The organism is Paenibacillus sp. plas6 (assembly GCF_057221655.1).
Genome location: NZ_CM170151.1, coordinates 3,240,897 through 3,257,607 on the forward strand (window position 1 = coordinate 3,240,897; position 16,711 = coordinate 3,257,607).

At 40.0% G+C, this 16,711-nt stretch carries 15 protein-coding genes; 14 read left to right on the plus strand and 1 reads right to left on the minus strand.

Features of this window, described 5'->3' with window-relative positions; genetic code table 11:
• Positions 1-155: 155 nt before the first annotated feature.
• The 10 genes from AC2TDL_RS14345 to AC2TDL_RS14390 all read left to right on the plus strand — a co-directional run bounded on the left by AC2TDL_RS14345 (position 156) and on the right by AC2TDL_RS14390 (position 9,948).
• Positions 156-461, plus strand: a complete 306-nt coding sequence (locus AC2TDL_RS14345; RefSeq protein WP_484696770.1) for an urease subunit gamma — start codon at positions 156-158, stop codon at positions 459-461.
• Between the two features lie 39 nt (positions 462-500).
• Complete coding sequence (locus AC2TDL_RS14350; protein WP_484696771.1) at positions 501-872, plus strand: urease subunit beta; 372 nt, start codon at positions 501-503, stop codon at positions 870-872.
• Positions 869-2,608 (plus strand): urease subunit alpha, encoded by a 1,740-nt coding sequence (gene ureC / locus AC2TDL_RS14355; RefSeq protein WP_484696772.1) that lies wholly within the window; start codon positions 869-871, stop codon positions 2,606-2,608. Before AC2TDL_RS14350 ends, ureC begins: the two co-directional genes overlap by 4 nt.
• A 65-nt stretch (positions 2,609-2,673) precedes the next feature.
• On the plus strand, positions 2,674-3,417 hold the full coding sequence (locus AC2TDL_RS14360; RefSeq protein ID WP_484696773.1) for an urease accessory protein UreF: 744 nt from the start codon (positions 2,674-2,676) through the stop codon (positions 3,415-3,417).
• A gap of 29 nt (positions 3,418-3,446) precedes the next feature.
• Positions 3,447-4,196 (plus strand): urease accessory protein UreG, encoded by a 750-nt coding sequence (ureG, locus tag AC2TDL_RS14365; RefSeq protein WP_484696774.1) that lies wholly within the window; start codon positions 3,447-3,449, stop codon positions 4,194-4,196.
• 10 nt (positions 4,197-4,206) lie between these two features.
• Entirely contained in the window at positions 4,207-5,052 is an 846-nt protein-coding gene (locus tag AC2TDL_RS14370; protein ID WP_484696775.1) for an urease accessory protein UreD, read from the plus strand.
• A gap of 360 nt (positions 5,053-5,412) precedes the next feature.
• Complete coding sequence (locus tag AC2TDL_RS14375; protein WP_484696776.1) at positions 5,413-7,371, plus strand: GTP-binding protein; 1,959 nt, start codon at positions 5,413-5,415, stop codon at positions 7,369-7,371.
• Positions 7,372-7,442: 71 nt separating this feature from the next.
• Positions 7,443-8,258, plus strand: a complete 816-nt coding sequence (nadE, locus tag AC2TDL_RS14380) for an ammonia-dependent NAD(+) synthetase (RefSeq protein ID WP_484696777.1) — start codon at positions 7,443-7,445, stop codon at positions 8,256-8,258.
• A 108-nt stretch (positions 8,259-8,366) separates the two neighbouring features.
• Complete coding sequence (locus AC2TDL_RS14385; RefSeq protein WP_484696778.1) at positions 8,367-8,867, plus strand: GNAT family N-acetyltransferase; 501 nt, start codon at positions 8,367-8,369, stop codon at positions 8,865-8,867.
• A gap of 268 nt (positions 8,868-9,135) precedes the next feature.
• On the plus strand, positions 9,136-9,948 hold the full coding sequence (locus AC2TDL_RS14390; protein WP_484696779.1) for an AAA family ATPase: 813 nt from the start codon (positions 9,136-9,138) through the stop codon (positions 9,946-9,948).
• Between the two features lie 46 nt (positions 9,949-9,994).
• On the opposite strand, the gene AC2TDL_RS14395 is transcribed toward AC2TDL_RS14390, so the two are convergent.
• Positions 9,995-11,017, minus strand: a complete 1,023-nt coding sequence (locus AC2TDL_RS14395) for a LacI family DNA-binding transcriptional regulator (RefSeq protein WP_484696780.1) — start codon at positions 11,015-11,017, stop codon at positions 9,995-9,997.
• 425 nt (positions 11,018-11,442) lie between these two features.
• Here AC2TDL_RS14395 and AC2TDL_RS14400 point away from each other — a divergent pair, with 425 nt between their 5' ends.
• The 4 genes from AC2TDL_RS14400 (at position 11,443) to AC2TDL_RS14415 (ending at position 16,665) form a co-directional block, all read left to right on the plus strand.
• Entirely contained in the window at positions 11,443-12,759 is a 1,317-nt protein-coding gene (locus AC2TDL_RS14400) for a sugar ABC transporter substrate-binding protein (protein WP_484696781.1), read from the plus strand.
• An 86-nt stretch (positions 12,760-12,845) separates the two neighbouring features.
• Positions 12,846-14,159 carry a carbohydrate ABC transporter permease gene (locus tag AC2TDL_RS14405; RefSeq protein WP_484696782.1) on the plus strand — a complete coding sequence of 438 codons (1,314 nt, stop codon included), beginning with the start codon at positions 12,846-12,848 and terminating at the stop codon, positions 14,157-14,159.
• Positions 14,156-14,992 (plus strand): sugar ABC transporter permease, encoded by an 837-nt coding sequence (locus AC2TDL_RS14410; RefSeq protein ID WP_484696783.1) that lies wholly within the window; start codon positions 14,156-14,158, stop codon positions 14,990-14,992. The genes AC2TDL_RS14405 and AC2TDL_RS14410 overlap by 4 nt, the downstream gene beginning before the upstream one ends.
• Positions 14,989-16,665: an alpha-amylase family glycosyl hydrolase gene (locus tag AC2TDL_RS14415; RefSeq protein ID WP_484696784.1), complete on the plus strand. Its 1,677-nt coding sequence runs from the start codon at positions 14,989-14,991 to the stop codon at positions 16,663-16,665. Before AC2TDL_RS14410 ends, AC2TDL_RS14415 begins: the two co-directional genes overlap by 4 nt.
• Positions 16,666-16,711 lie beyond the last annotated feature (46 nt).

Here is a 16,711-nt window from a genome sequence, read left to right on the forward strand (position 1 = left end):
CAATAATATTTACATAAAAAGTTCGATTTGTGCAAATAAATAGGATAATTGTGAAAATTTACAAAAAGTTCTTTATATATCCTAAATTATGTGTTATATATATTTACGTGATGCGGAAAGTTTTGCGGAATGTTCACTGGAGGTGACCTAAAGCTATGCATTTAACAGAGCGTGAAAAAGAGAAGCTAATGATTAGTTATGCCGCTGAACTAGCACGCAAGCGGATGGAAAAAGGAATAAAGCTTAACTATCCTGAGGCGATGGCAATCCTAATTTCCGAGGTGCTTGAAGGGGCTAGAGAAGGAAAAACTGTGGCGCAGCTTATGGAATATGGCGGGACGATTTTGAAGAAGGAACAATGTATGGAGGGAATTCCAGAAATGATCGCAGAAGTGCAAGTAGAAGCAACTTTCCCAGACGGCACAAAACTAGTAACGATTCATGAACCGATTCGCCAGTGAGTTCGTTAGGCTCATACTTGGTTAAGGAGGAATGAAGCGATGATTCCTGGAGAATACCGAATTCAAAAAGGCAGCATTGAACTTAATAGCAAAAGACGAACAATTTCTTTACTCGTCATTAATAAAGGTGATCGTCCGATACAGGTAGGCTCGCATTATCACTTTTATGAGGTGAATCGTGCGCTAAGCTTTGATAGGAAGCAGGCGTTTGGCATGCGGCTTAATATAGCTGCAGGTACTGCTGTACGCTTTGAGCCAGGAGAAGAAAAACCAGTTGAGCTTGTTGAGCTCGGGGGAGCGCGAATTGTATTTGGGTTAAATAAACTGACGCAAGGAAGTGCTGGAAAGCATTGGGCAGATGATCCTAAGCTTGAGCAAGTATTAAAGGCATGGGAGGAGAAAAAGCCATGACCTCAATATCTAGAGAGCAATATGCATCCATTTTTGGTCCAACGACGGGCGATGCGGTGCGCTTAGCAGATACAAATTTATGGGCTTGTATCGAACAAGATTATACAGTGTATGGTGATGAGTGCAAATTTGGTGGAGGGAAAGTTATTCGTGACGGTATGGGACAGTCGTCTCGGATTACGAGAGCTAAAGGAGCGCTTGATGTTTTAATTACAAATGCAATCATTATTGATCATTGGGGAATTGTAAAGGGGGATATTGGGATTCGTGATGGACGTATCGTAGCAATTGGTAAAGGCGGTAATCCCGATACGATGGATGGTGTTCATCCGGAACTTATCGTCGGCGCTTCGACCGAAATTATTGCAGGAGAAGGTCGAATTGTGACAGCAGGCGGAATTGATACCCATATTCATTTTATTTGTCCGCAACAAATTGAAACTGCACTTGCTTCGGGGATTACAACGATGATCGGAGGCGGAACAGGACCAGCAACAGGAACAAATGCGACAACCTGTACACCGGGAGCATGGCATATTCATCGGATGCTTGAAGCAGCAGAGGCTTTTCCTATGAATATTGGCTTCCTTGGTAAAGGAAATTGTGCAACAGAAGCCCCGCTTATTGAGCAAATCGAAGCTGGCGTAATTGGGCTTAAGCTGCATGAGGATTGGGGCACGACACCTGCAACGATCGATACCTGTCTATCTGTCGCAGATAAGTTTGATGTACAAGTGGCAATTCATACTGACACTTTAAATGAAGCAGGCTTTGTTGAGGATACATTGGCTGCAATTAAGGGCAGAACGATTCATACGTATCACACCGAGGGGGCTGGCGGTGGTCATGCACCTGATATTATTACAGCAGCGAGCTATCCAAACATTATTCCTTCTTCAACTAATCCAACACGTCCATTTACGGTGAATACGATTGAAGAGCATTTAGATATGCTAATGGTCTGTCATCATTTGGATTCTTCTATACCAGAGGACGTTGCTTTTGCCGACTCAAGAATTCGTCCTGAAACGATTGCCGCTGAAGATATTCTTCATGATATGGGAGTCTTTAGTATTATTAGCTCTGATTCTCAAGCAATGGGCCGAGTAGGTGAGGTAATTACCCGAACATGGCAAACGGCAGATAAAATGAAGGCACAGCGCGATGCATATCAAGCTGAAAGAACTAATCCTCTTTCGAATGAAGCGGACCGGAGCGATAACGAGCGGATTAAACGTTACATTGCGAAGTATACGATTAATCCTGCGATTGCTCATGGTATTTCGCATATTGTTGGATCAATCGAACCTGGCAAATGGGCAGATCTTGTCATTTGGCAACCTGCGTTTTTCGGGGTAAAGCCAGAACTTGTCTTAAAGGGCGGTTTTATCGCTTATGCACAAATGGGCGATCCGAACGCCTCGATTCCAACTCCGCAGCCTGTATTTGGCAGAGGGATGTTTGGCTCATATGGCAAGGCGGTAAGTAAGGGCTCGTTTACATTTTTATCAGCAGTTGCCTATGATCGAGGTGTCCATATCCAGCTTGGTTTGCAGAAGCAAATTGCTGTAGTAAAAAATACACGAAATATCGGGAAAAAGGATATGATTCACAATGATGCGACACCAGAAATTAAAGTAAATCCGGAAACGTATGAGGTTACGGTCGATGGCGAGCATATTACCTGTGAGCCAGCTAAGGAGCTACCGATGGCGCAGCGCTACTTTTTATTCTAGTAAATGATTATGAGGTTGACGCTGATAGGCAGCAAATGAAGAACGAGAAAAAGGAGGGAGGGGGATTGAGTAATCAAGGACAACTGCTGGCTTATATTCAAATGCTAGATTCAGCATTTCCGATCGGCAGTTTCTCTCATTCCTTTGGACTGGAAACCTTTGTTCAGCAGGAGAAAATCAACAATTTGCAGCAACTAGAGCATTATATCCAGGCACAGCTACAGTCTGCAATTATTCCGTTTGATGTGTTAATAATACGAGACATTTATCGCGCTTTAGCTGAAGGGGCAGAGGAATATGCAGTTGCTAGCTCCAATGATTTATTAAATGAAACAACTATTCTGCAACGAATTATTCGCCTAGATGCGCTTTGTCATACGCAGCGCACAGCGCAGGAAACTAGAGATGGTCTGCATAAAATGGGCAAGCGTTTAATTAAATTAGGGAAATCACTGTTTCCTGAGGGGAGGCTATTAGAGCTTGAACATTTGCTGCAGCGTGAACGGGGTTATGGCACGTATGCTACCGTTTTTACTTGGATTGCTTTTCATTTAGGTTTAGATGAAGAGCTAACGATTTCTGGTTACTTGTATACAAACACTAGTATGATCGTCAATAGTGCCCTACGTCTAATGTCTTTAGGTCAGACAGACGGACAATTGCTTATTAGTCGAGCCGTGCAATTTGGGTTAGCTTTATGGGAAGAGATGAAGCAACATGACTATGATGAGCTATTTTGCTTTGCAGTTGTGCAGGAAATTATGGCGATGCAGCATGAGACGCTTTATTCTAGGCTGTTTATGTCTTGAGGTATTAATTTATTTAAGGAGAGGATAATATGTGTCAAGGAGCAAATCATTCACATGATCAATGGGAAACACCAACAATTCAATTAGGACGTCCAATTCGTATCGGAATTGGTGGACCAGTAGGATCGGGGAAAACAGCGCTTGTTGAGAAACTGGCAAAGGCAATGCGAGAGCATTACAGTCTGGGTGTTATTACGAATGATATTTATACAGCAGAAGATGCGCGCATTTTGATTCGTGAGGATGCCTTGTCAGAAGAGAGAATTATTGGCATAGAAACTGGCGGTTGTCCGCACACAGCGATTCGCGAAGATGCTTCAATGAATTTTGAGGCTGTAGAAGAGTTGCAAAGCCGCTTTCCAGATTTAGAAATTATTTTTATCGAGAGTGGTGGAGATAATTTAGCTGCGGCCTTTAGTCCAGAGCTTGTCGATCGTTTCATTTATATTATTGATGTTGCGCAAGGAGAGAAAATTCCGCGTAAAGGTGGACCTGGGATTATCCGCTCCGATCTGTTAATTATTAATAAAATTGATTTAGCACCATATGTAGGAGCAAGTCTTGAAGTAATGAAGCAAGATACCGAAATGATGCGCGGCAATCGTCCGTATATTATGACCAATCTGCGTGATGAAATCGGTGTAGAGCAAATTGTTCATTGGCTGGAGCATCAGCTTCCCGGCAAGCATCGCATTTCTCAGCATGAGCCAAACTCAAATCATTCTACTCCTTCACACCATCACCACAGTCATGATACAAACCAACCCATGCATCATTGAGGCATAGCCTATGGAAACACAAACGACAAGCCGTTCATCGCTGCTACGTGCACGTTGTCAACGAATTGATCATCAATCTGTACTTACTGAACGTTATCATCAAGCGCCGTTAAAAGTAAGCAAAACCTTTCGCGAGCCAGTTACTAATGCACTTATGCTTTATATGATGGATGCTTCACCGGGGATGATGGAGGGGGATGCTTATAAATTAGATATAAAGCTTGAGTCGCAAACACATCTTGTGCTTACTAATCAGTCTTTTACGAAGATTCATCCTGCTGCTAGCTGTGGCGCAAGCTATCATTCGCAGTTTACGATTGGTGAAGGAGCGCTTCTCGAATATATACCTGAACCAACAATTCCATATAAGGACAGTATCTATAGTGGTAGTAATTTATTTTATTTAGAGAAGACTTCCTCGTTAATTTTTGTTGAAATGATAACCCCAGGCAGAACGCATCGCAATGAAATCTTTCAATTTGCGAAATATAAATCAGCTACGGAAATTTATATTGAAGGACAACTGGTGGCTAGTGATTCCTTCTGTTTAATTCCTAGCCTGCATAAATTTGCTGTAAGCGGAGTGCTTGAGCATTATACGCATCAAGCAGTGATGTGGATTTTTTCTCCTCTAGTAAAGCAGACTCTTCTGCACAGCATTCGTGAGCAGTTAGCAGCCTGTGAAGCATGTGCTAACAATAAGCTGCTTGCTGCTGTTAGTCAAGCTAGTAGCGGCGGTCTCGTAGTAAGGATGCTTGGCAACACGATATGGGAAATACAGCTTCTTGCTCAGCAAATATGGGATAGATGTAGAATTGAGCTGTGGAAAATGCCGCCTTGTTATATAAGGAAATAAAAAATACGCAATGGTGCAGTTGTCCGCTCCCATTGCGTATTTTTATTATAAACGATTATGTGAAATAGTACTAGCTTTGAATTTTGTAGTCGTCAATCACTTTAATAAAAATAGATATGAGTAAAATTTAAATGAATTGAATGATCTCGTCGATCATACAGAGCAAGATCATTAGAATTGATAGTATCGTAAACATTAAAATTAACTGTGCAAGGCCATCCCATCACTTGGGAATGGTCTTTTTGCATTTCTTATTTACTATTGCGAAGCGCTTTAAATCTATGAGAAGATGCATATTAGCAGATTGAATTTATTGCTAGTTCAGCTAAAGGAAAAGACCAGCAATAGGGATGTGATAGAATGAACAAAACAATTGGAATTTTTGCACATGTTGATGCGGGCAAAACGACATTTTCTGAGCAGCTTCTATATTATACGAAAAGCATTAAACAGCTTGGACGAGTTGATCATCAAAGTGCATTTTTAGATCATCACCAGATCGAACGTCAGCGAGGCATTACCGTATTTGCTGAGCAAGCGAACTTTCAATATAGGGATAATTCGTATTATTTAATTGATACGCCAGGCCATGTCGATTTCTCACCTGAAATGGAACGTTCGATTGCTGTGTTAGATGCAGCGATTATTATTGTCAGCGCGGTTGAAGGCGTTGAAGCACATACTGAAACCGTTTGGCAATTACTGAGTAAGCATCGTATTCCTACATTTTTCTTTATTAATAAAATCGATCGCACAGGAGCAGATGCAGAGCGCGTAATGCAACAACTGCAGCAGGAGCTTTCAAGCGATGCAATATTGCTAAATGCTTCAGAACAAGGTCTTGAGCTTACCACAGAGCAAATCGAAGCAATCGCTGAGCGCAACGAGCAATTGCTTAATTTTTATTTTGAGCATGGTTATAAAGAGGAACAATGGCAGCAAGCGCTGCAACGTATGATCACAATGCGGGAAATATTCCCTTGCTTTGCCGGCTCTGCCTTGCAAAACATTGGAATTGCCCCCTTTTTCAATGCTTTTGATCAATTAACGCTTACAAGCTATGATGAACATCAAGCATTATCTGGACGAGTGTACAAAATTCGTTATGATAAATCAGGTACACGTTTAACATTTATTAAGCTGCTTAGCGGCAAATTGTCTGTGCGTGAAGAGGTAAACTATGGGCTTCGACAAGGTGCGGAACAACGTGAAAAAGTTACCCAATTGCGGCGCTATAACGGTAATCAATATGAAGTGATTAGTATAGCCTATGCAGGTGAATTAATTGCAGTGGTTGGCTTATCGGAAGCGCATGCGGGTGATGGAGTAGGACAGTTAATGGAAGCTTTCCAATACTCAATGACCCCTGCACTTACTTCAAGTGTTGTATTTGCTGAAGATGTTAATGCGAAGGAAAAGCTTCCTTATTTTCGTATGCTAGAGGATGAAGATCCTTCATTAAATGTAATTTGGTCAGAGAAGCATAGTCAAATTCAACTTCATGTAATGGGGAAAATTCAACTGGAAGTATTAGAGGAGGTCGTTAAGGAGCGCTTTGGCATACATATAACTTTTGCTCCTCCAAAAATACTTTATAAAGAAACGATTGCTGCACCTGTTATTGGCTACGGACACTTTGAGCCGCTAAAGCATTATGCAGAAGTTCATTTAAAGCTAGAGCCAGCACCGCGCGGATCGGGAGTTAGCTTCTCTTCACAATGTCACGTTGATGAGTTATCTGCTGCATCCCAGCGACTTATCGGGCAACATGTGCTGGAGCGAGAGCATCACGGTTTGCTAACTGGCTCTCCGCTTACAGATGTTCATATTACACTATTGCGCGGCAGAGAGCACAATAAGCATACGCATGGCGGAGATTTTCGTGAAGCGACATTGCGCGCTCTTCGTCAAGGGTTAGAAAAAGCAGAAAATTTATTACTAGAGCCTTATTATCAATTTAAGATTGTGGTGCATAGCGACTTGATTGGTCGGGTAATGAGCGATGTTCAACGTGCTTGCGGCGTTTTGGATCCGCTTATAACAAATGGAGACAGAGCGATTTTAACCGGAAAAGCACCTGTTTCCACATTTCTTGATTATGGGACAGAATTAGCAGCATTTACTCAAGGAAAAGGAAGGTTGCAATTGAGCTTTGGTGGATATGAGCTATGTCATAATTCAAGTGCGGTGATTGCAGAGATTAACTATGATAAGGATGCAGATCCTGAGTATACTTCTTCCTCCATTTTTTGTGCAAAGGGAGCGGGATATTCCGTACCGTGGCACGAAGCAGAAGAACTTATGCATATAAAAGACTAAGTTACAGGCGAATAAACTTCCACATATTGTGAAAGTATGTTAAAAGCAAAATATGTGGAAGGTGGAAAATAATGAGAAATAAAATTATTACAGAGCTTAAAGTAAAGCCAACGATTGATGCAAAGACGGAGATTGAAAGACGAGTTAATTTTTTAATGGAATATAGCATGAATACTAAAACAAATGGCTTTGTGCTTGGAATTAGCGGAGGAGCTGACTCAACATTAGCAGGTAAACTAGCACAAATGGCGGTCGATAGAATGAATGAACAAGGGCAGCAAAAGCAATTTGTTGCACTTCGCTTGCCTTATAAAGAGCAGCTAGATGAGCAAGATGCGCAAAAGGCGTTGCAATTTATCGCACCTAGTAAAACATTTACCTTTAATATTGCTGCTGGAGTAGATGCTTTAGCTGCACTTTATGAGCAGGTTACAGGTAAGCCGCTATCTGACTTTCATAAAGGCAATATGAAGGCCAGAGTTAGAATGCTGATGCAATATGCGATTGCCGGAGAACAAAGTTTGCTTGTTATCGGGACTGATCATGCGGCTGAATCAATTACAGGCTTTTTCACAAAGTTTGGCGATGGCGCTGCAGATATTTTACCATTGAGTGGTTTAGTTAAATCGCAGGTTCGCAGGTTATTAGACGAATTAGGAGCAGGCAAGCTGCTTAGCGAAAAACCGCCGACTGCAGATTTATTAGATAAAAAGCCGCAGCAATTGGATGAAACGGAACTAGGATTAAGCTATGAAGTAATTGATAGCTTTTTAACTGGCAAGCCTGTGTCTAGTGAAGATGAGGCTGCGCTTATAAAACGTTATAAGGCTACGGAACATAAGCGTCGAATGCCTGTTTCAATGTTTGATGACTGGTGGCGTTCTTAGTCAGTTCATTTCCGAGGAAATAATATGTAGAATAATCTGGATCTCGTTGACAGGGAAAGTGTATTAATGTTATAAAAACTTGTATAAATTTAAAAATAATGAAAATATATGGTCGACGTACTGGGATTGCGAGTAGGAGGGATCCTTATTATTTTACTGCCTAAAACTGAGCAAGATGAGCCATTTTTACAACAGCTTTATTATGAAATTCGTGCAGCAGAAATAAGCGCTTGGCCGATGCCAGAGGGAGAAAAGCAATTTTTTCTGCAAATGCAATATCATTTTCAAAGGCAGCAATATGATAGACCGATAAGTTATCGGAACTATGATGTGATTTGGCATAATGAGCAAAGAGTTGGCAGATTCATTGTTGATCGACAGGAGCATAATTGGCGGATTGTTGATATATCGATTTTACCAGCAATGCAAAATCAAGGGATTGGCAGTAAACTAATTACGCAATTGCAGACAGAAGCAAGACAGCAAGCAAAGCAGCTTGCTCTTTCTGTATTGCTAACTAATCCTGCAGGGCGTTTATACGAACGGCTAGGTTTTGTTGAACATAGCAGGGATGAAGTATATCGGAGTATGATTTATGTTCCAAGCTAATATTATTATTTAATACTTTTAATCATTCACAACTTAAAAGTATAAATAATATAGTTTTGTTATTATAGAATAAAAATCATAGATTTTATAAGATATACACATTTTGTTCGAAAATTTACCAAATGTTTACTGAAAAATTTACTGGGATAGGATATGATAATGTAAGATTACCCTCCCCTTGGTAATTAAAATAGAGGAAGCTGCGAATTGTGATTCTTCTTTCACGGTCCGCAGCTTCTTTAGTTATCTGTTATAGGAGGTAAAGAATATGATTTATTTGAAAAGCTTTAAGCTGTCTTCAATCATAGATAGAAATCCAAATGCCTATCCAGATCATGTATTTAGACATATGGCTGGAGAGCTACTTGTCATGGATCGAATTACAGTATGTTATGGCAGTAACGGATCTGGCAAGTCCAGTTTACTTAATATAATTGCAAATAAATTGCAAATTAAAGGAAGCGAACGTATGACAAGCTTCGGTGAAAGCATGTATGCTAAAAATTTTATCCATCATTGCAGCTATGAGCTTGGTGAAGATGAAGGAGAGCGTAAGCTGCACGCCTTGCCTGAAAATAGCAAATACTTAAAGTCAGAGGATATTCTCTATGAAATTAAAAAAATTCAACAGGAGCATGTGTTGCGTGAAAGCTTGCTGTATGAGCAAGCGCGAACTTCTTCTTCTCAAGCGTTGATAGAGCAATATTTGAACTCGAATAAGCTAAAAAGGCAAATGGAAACTATATCATTTGCCCAAGAAAAATATTCAAATGGTGAGACATCTATGCAGTTTTTTGAGGAGCATCTACAGCCCAATCAACTCTATTTACTAGATGAACCTGAAACCTCTCTTTCATCGGCTAATCAAATTAAACTTGCAGAAAATATCAATGAATTGGCTAAATATTTTGCTTGTCAATTTATTATCGCTACGCACTCTCCATTTTTACTAGGTACACTGCATGCGAAAATTTATAATCTTGATGCTCGACCGCTGCGTGTTGCAAACTGGTATGAGCTAGAAAATATCCGTTTCTTTTATTCTTTTTTCGAGCAGCATAAACATTTATTTCAGTTATAGTTAATGCTGCAGGTAAAAAGAAAGTGAGCGTAAAAAATATTAGCTGCTAACGTATTGTATACAGTGAAGATTCCCGTACAACCAGTCGGTGTGGAATAATAATTCTATGTTGGTGAATCGATTCTGGGTGTTGAATAAGCTTTATTAGCATTTGTGATGCAGTATAGCCAAGCTGATAGGTGCCAATATCTATTGAGCTAATCGGCGGTGAAGCAAGCTCAGATAATGCAATATTGTTAAAGCTTACAATCGCCATATCTTGCGGCACTTTAAAGCCAAGCTCAGTTAATCCATGTAATACGCCAAAGGCAACTGTGTCATCAATTACTACTAGTGCACTTGGGCGCTGAGGCAAGCTCATAAAAAAATTCATTGCTCGATAGCCGCCATTTTGCAAATATTCACTTTCGACAATCCAATCTTCTTGAATATCCAAGCCAGCCTCAAGCATTGCCCGTTGATAACCAGCCTTGCGGTCCAAAGCAACGGTCATATTTGGTGGTCCACTTACAAAGCCGATTCGCTCGTGACCTTGCATTATGAGATGACGTGTAGCATCATAAGCAGCCTGCTCATTGTCATTGTCTACTGAAAGCAGGGATGCTGAGTTGTTCGCGCTGCCAATAAGCACCGTAGGAAAGTTTTGCTCATTTAACATTGTAATTAATGGATCATCAACTTTTGCTGAAAGCAGTATTACACCATCTACACGTCTGCCCAATACGAGCCGTGATACTGTTTCCTGTTCATTTAAAGGGGAAGTAGCTGCTGTTAAAAGCATATCATAACCAGCTGGGGCAGCTTGAGTTAATATTCCACGCAGCAACTCTCCGAAAAAGAAATCTTGAAACAGCTCCTCAGCCGGACGCGGTAACAGAATAGCTAATGTTTTCGTAGTTTTTGAGACTAGGCTTTTCGCCATCATATTTGGATGATAGCCCATTTCATGCATGATCCGCTTTACTTTTTCACTAGTTGAAGCGCTTATTCGTGAATGATTCGAGATGACTCGTGAGACTGTTGAAGGCGATACACCAGCAGCCTTCGCAATATCTTTGATCGTTACCATAAGGACTTCCCCTTTAAGTGCAATCGATTGTTCAAACTGTAAATAATTTGTACATAGCGTACTAAAAAATTACTATAGCTGAAATGTAAACGTTTAACAAATAGAGAAAAACTATCAAAATTGAAGAAAAAGAGAGAAAATTAAAGGGTAAATGGGAAAAAACCGCCAAATTGACCAATGCAAACGTTTTAACAATCTGCAAATTGTGTTGTATGATTAAATCACAAATAGAACGCTTACATGTTAGTCCTTTTACTTCAAATTGCTAAAAATAAAAGGGGGCTTGCGTAAACTACAGCTTTTTTATAGCTGGTGAACAAACGTTTGCGCTAGGTTGCTATAAGTTACTGCATAGATATTTAAGGATTAAGTAAGCAGACTATTTATCATTTTGAAATCATATATCGAAAGGGGATTTCTTAAGAATGAAAAAATTGCTCATGTTAACGATGGTCATGTCTCTAGTTTTTGTTGCTGCTTGTAGCAGCAATAGCAACGGAGGAGGCAACGTCGCACCTACAAATAACAGCAGCAACAGTTCTCAAGAATCAACAAACAACAGTGGCTCAGCAGAAGAAGCAGTAGAGGATGAGCTAGTACCAGAACCAGGCGCAAGCCTAGTAATCTGGGATTCCAACAACCAAGCTAGTTTTATCGAGGAAATGGCTAAAGAATTTGAACAGCAATATGGTGTAAGTGTTAAATTTGAAGAAGTTGGTAACACAGACCAAGTTAGTAAGCTAATGACTGATGGTCCTGCAGGACTTGCAGCAGACGTTTTGCTATTCCCGCATGACCATGTAGGTAGAGCAGCTGAAGCTGGACTACTATTACCAAACACAGCCTTTGAAGAAGAAGTAGTTAATGAAAATGCTGAAAAAACGGTTAAAGCGGTTTCTTACGATGGAATCTTGTATGGCTTCCCTCGTTCCGTAGAAACTTATGCACTAGTCTATAATAAAGATCTTATTGCAGAAGCACCGCAAACAATGGAAGATATTTTTACTTTTGCAGAAACATTCGCAGATCCTTCTAAAAACAAATTTGCTTTTGCATGGGAGCTTCAACAATTCTATTACAACTTTGCTTTCCTAGCATCTCAAGGCGGCTATATGTTTGGAGACGATAACACTAACCCTAATGATATCGGTCTAAATAATGAAGGCGCTGTAAAAGGTGCAACATTACTTAAAGAGATCAAAGAAAAACTGCTTCCAATTAACACTGGCGATATTGATTTTGATATTAAGAAAGGTCTATTCGAGCAAGGCAAGCTAGCGATCGATATTAACGGTCCTTGGGCTATTGCAGCGCTTAAAGAAGCAGGTATGAACATTGGTGTTGCACCGCTTCCTAAAGTTGATGGTCAACCGATGACTTCATTCTCTGGTGTTCAAGCTTACTATATCAACGCTTATTCTAAATATCCGCAAGCAGCTCAATTGTTTGCTCGCTTCTTGTCTACTAAAGAAGCACAATTGAAAAACTATGATATGAACAATTTAATTCCTTCTAACATTGAAGCATCAAAAGAGGATAGAGTTGCGAATGACGAAGTGATTAAAGGTTTCTTAGCACAATTTGAAAATTCTACTCCAATGCCATCTATTCCACAAATGGATAGCGTATGGAACCCAATCACTTCTGCATTCACTGAAATTTGGAATGACGGAAAAGATCCAAAAACTGCGCTTGATAATGCTGTAAATCAAATTAAGGACAGTATTGGTGCTGCTAACTAAATCTATGCAGGAATGAAATATACGGTTTCCTCACCTTAGTGGGGAAACCTTTCATTCTGTGCAATGTAGAGAGGAGCCGAAGGAAAATGAAGCGACATCGCACTATAGCAGCCTTGTTATCGGTAGCGCTGCAAGGTCTTGGTCAATTGTATAATCGGCAATGGCTAAAAGGGATTATTTTTCTTTGTGTACATGGATTGGGACTTTTTTATCTTATTCCGCGCTTAGGTCATGCTATTTGGGGATTAGTTACATTAGGTGAAAAAAAGCAAGGATGGGTTAAAGTTGGTAAAACAACCCAAATGGTTGAAGGCGATCATTCGATCTTCTTAATGCTTGAAGGTATTATTACAATACTAGTTTTTTTAATCTTTCTATTGATTTTTGTGTTTAATGTATATGATGCATATCAAAACGGCAAAAAACGAGATGAAGGCAAGGATGTACCAAATTTTGCGAAATCTTGGAACAATGCAACAGTTAAGCATTTTCCTTATTTTATGTTGTTTTTACCTATTCTCGGTGTGTTGTTCTTTACAATTATGCCGATATTATTCTCGATTATGCTGGCGTTTACAAACTATTCAGCGCCTAATAATATACCACCAGCCAATCTCGTCGATTGGGTAGGTTTCCAAACATTTAAAGATCTGCTTCAAATGAAAGCTTGGAGCAAAACCTTTTTTGGTCTATTATTTTGGACAATTATTTGGGCAATTACTGCAACAGTTACTTGTTACTTTGGCGGTATTCTTGTTGCTTTGCTCGTTGAATCAAAAGGGATTCGATTCAAGAAGTTGTGGCGGACGCTCTTTATTATTCCGTATGCGATTCCGCAGCTTATTTCTTTGCTAGTTATGCGTAACATCTTTAACGCTAAATTTGGTCCGATTAACCAATACTTTGCATATTTTGGGCTTGATGGACTACCATGGTTAACCGATCCGTTTTGGGCAAAGGTTACGCTAATCGTTGTTAATATGTGGATTGGAATTCCAGTCAGCATGCTGTTAGCGATGGGAGTTTTAACTGCAATACCACGAGATTTATATGAAGCTGCTGAAGTAGATGGCGCAACTGGTTTTCAAAAATTTAAAATTATTACGCTGCCGTATCTGCTATTTGCGACAGCTCCAATTCTAATTACACAATTTGCAGGAAATATTAATAACTTTAACGTCATTTACTTAATGACTGGCGGTGGACCTCCAAAAGGAGAATATCAGTTTGCAGGTTCAACAGACTTGCTAGTAACTTGGTTGTTTAATTTGACGCTAACAAATAGTAAATACAATATGTCTTCGGCAATTGGTATTTTAATCTTTATCATTATCGCTTCTCTTTCTATTTATAGCTTCCGTAGAACGAAATCGTTTAAAGAGGAGGATATGCTGTCATGAGGAAAAGAAACAGTGTTATTCGCTTATCTTTAAGTTATTTATTGCTAATCGTTTTGGCAGTATGTGCATTATATCCGGCTGTATGGGTCGTCGTGTCTTCTTTTCGTCCCGGCACCTCCTTATATAGCGATACATTTTTACCAGAAACTTGGACACTTGATCACTATGTGAAGCTATTTACCGGAACACAATATACTTTTGGTGTTTGGTATTTGAATACATTAAAAATTGCGTTCTTTACGATGATTTTTTCTGTATTTTTAATGACACTTAGTATGTATGCATTATCTCGTTTCCGCTTCCGCGGTCGTAAAACGATGTTGACCATAATGCTAATTTTGGGAATGTTCCCAAGCTTTATGAGTATGATCGCGATTTATATTATTTTGCTTCAGCTTAACTTGCTTGACACGCATTTTGCGATGGTACTCGTCTATTCTGCAGGAGCTGCGCTTGGCGGATTTATCGTCAAAGGCTACTTCGATACGATACCTCGCAGCTTAGACGAATCGGCACGAATTGATGGAGCAAGTCATCTTCAAGTATTTATGAAAATTATGCTTCCATTGTCGAAGCCAATTTTAACGTATGTTGCACTTACTTCGTTTACAGGAGTATGGGGAGATTTTATTTTCGCTCGTCTAGTATTGCGAACAAAGGAAAATTATACAGTTGCAGTCGGTATGTTTGAGCTGATTAATTCGCAGCAAAACAGTAATTTCACGCTGTTTGCTGCTGGTTGCGTGATCATTGCAATACCGATTACAATCCTATTCTTATTCTTGCAACGCTTCCTAGTACAAGGACTTACATCTGGAGCAATGAAAGGATGATAAGTCTGAGAGGCAATCGTAAAATCTCTTATGTTATTTTTCTACTGCTGCTTATGCTTACTGTTACAGCTTGCACAGGAAATTCTGCCCAATCTCAAAACTCAACTGTTCAGCAAACAGCAGAGTCGCAGCAAGTTGATAAGGAGCAAAGCGGAGATGAGCAGAAGCATGCAAGTTACGAGGTAATTGAGCAGCCAGGAACAGTATTTTACGAAATTTTTGTGCGAGCTTTTTATGATAGTGATGGGGATGGAATTGGTGATTTGAACGGGGTTACTGCGAAGCTAGATTATTTGCAGAATCTAGGAATCGGTGGAATATGGCTAATGCCGATCAATTCTTCGCCAAGCTATCATGGCTACGATACAACGGATTATTACGATATTAATTCTGATTATGGAACGATTGACGATTTAAAGAAATTGATTGATGAAGCGCATAAACGAGATATTAAAGTAATTATGGACTTAGTGGTGAATCACTCCAGCAGCGAGCATCCTTGGTTTAAGGATGCTATTACTAATCCAGATAGTCCATATCGCAATTGGTATCATATCGTTTCTAAAGATGAGCAAACAAACAGTGACAGTGCAGCAAGCAATGGCAGTCCTTGGCATCCGTACGGAAACAGCAAATATTTAGGTGTGTTTTGGAGTGGTATGCCTGATTTTAATTTTGATGAGCCGAAGGTTCGCGAGGAGCTAATTAAAATCGGTCAATTTTGGCTCAAGCAAGGCTTAGATGGCTTTCGCTTAGATGCCGCTAAGCATATTTATGGTGACTTTAAATCGACAATTAGCACTCCGGAAATTCAAGCCGCTAACAAAACATGGTGGCAAGAATTTAGAAAAGGGATGGATGAAGTCAATCCTGATGCGTTCCTGATTGGCGAAGTATGGGATTCGATGTCTGTTATCGGACCATATTTTGATCAAGCACTTGACTCTGCTTTTAATTTTGATCTTGCTGAGCGATTGTTAAATGGAGTTTCAGACGAACGTGATCCAGATTTAGCCTTTTCCTTAGGTCGTGCTCATTCTTTTTATGCGCAATCGTCTAATAATCAATTTGTTGATGCGCCGTTTTTAAGCAATCATGATCAAAATCGTGTAATGACTGTATTGGGCGGCAATATGAATCATGCGAAGATGGCGGCTTCATTGCTGCTAACGTTGCCAGGCACCCCTTTTATTTACTACGGTGAGGAAATTGGTATGCAAGGAGCTAAGCCTGACGAGTATATTCGTGAGCCGATGCTTTGGTATTCTAATCCTGCTGGAGGAGAAGGACAAACGACTTGGATCGCTTCACGATATAATAGTGACGCAGGGGAAACTTCGGTAGAAGCTCAGCTTGCTGATGAGAGCTCTTTATACCATCATTATCGTAAGCTTATCGCTTTGCGAAACAGTGAGCCAGCACTGCAAAACGGGGCAATCGAGGAGTATAAGTTAGAAATTAAGAATAATAAACTAAGTGCCTATTTGCGGGTAACAGAGGATGAACGTTTACTCGTTTTGCATAACTTATCTGGCGAAAAGCAACAAGCGACACTTACTGCATCGAATGAATATGGTAGCTTTGAGCAAATGATATTTGCGAGCGACGAAGCAGCAAAGCTATCAGGCAATGAACTAACGATTCCACCTTACAGCTCAGTCATTATTCGTTAGAAGATTGAGCAAGAAGTATGTTCCCAAAGTAACGTAAGACAGAGTG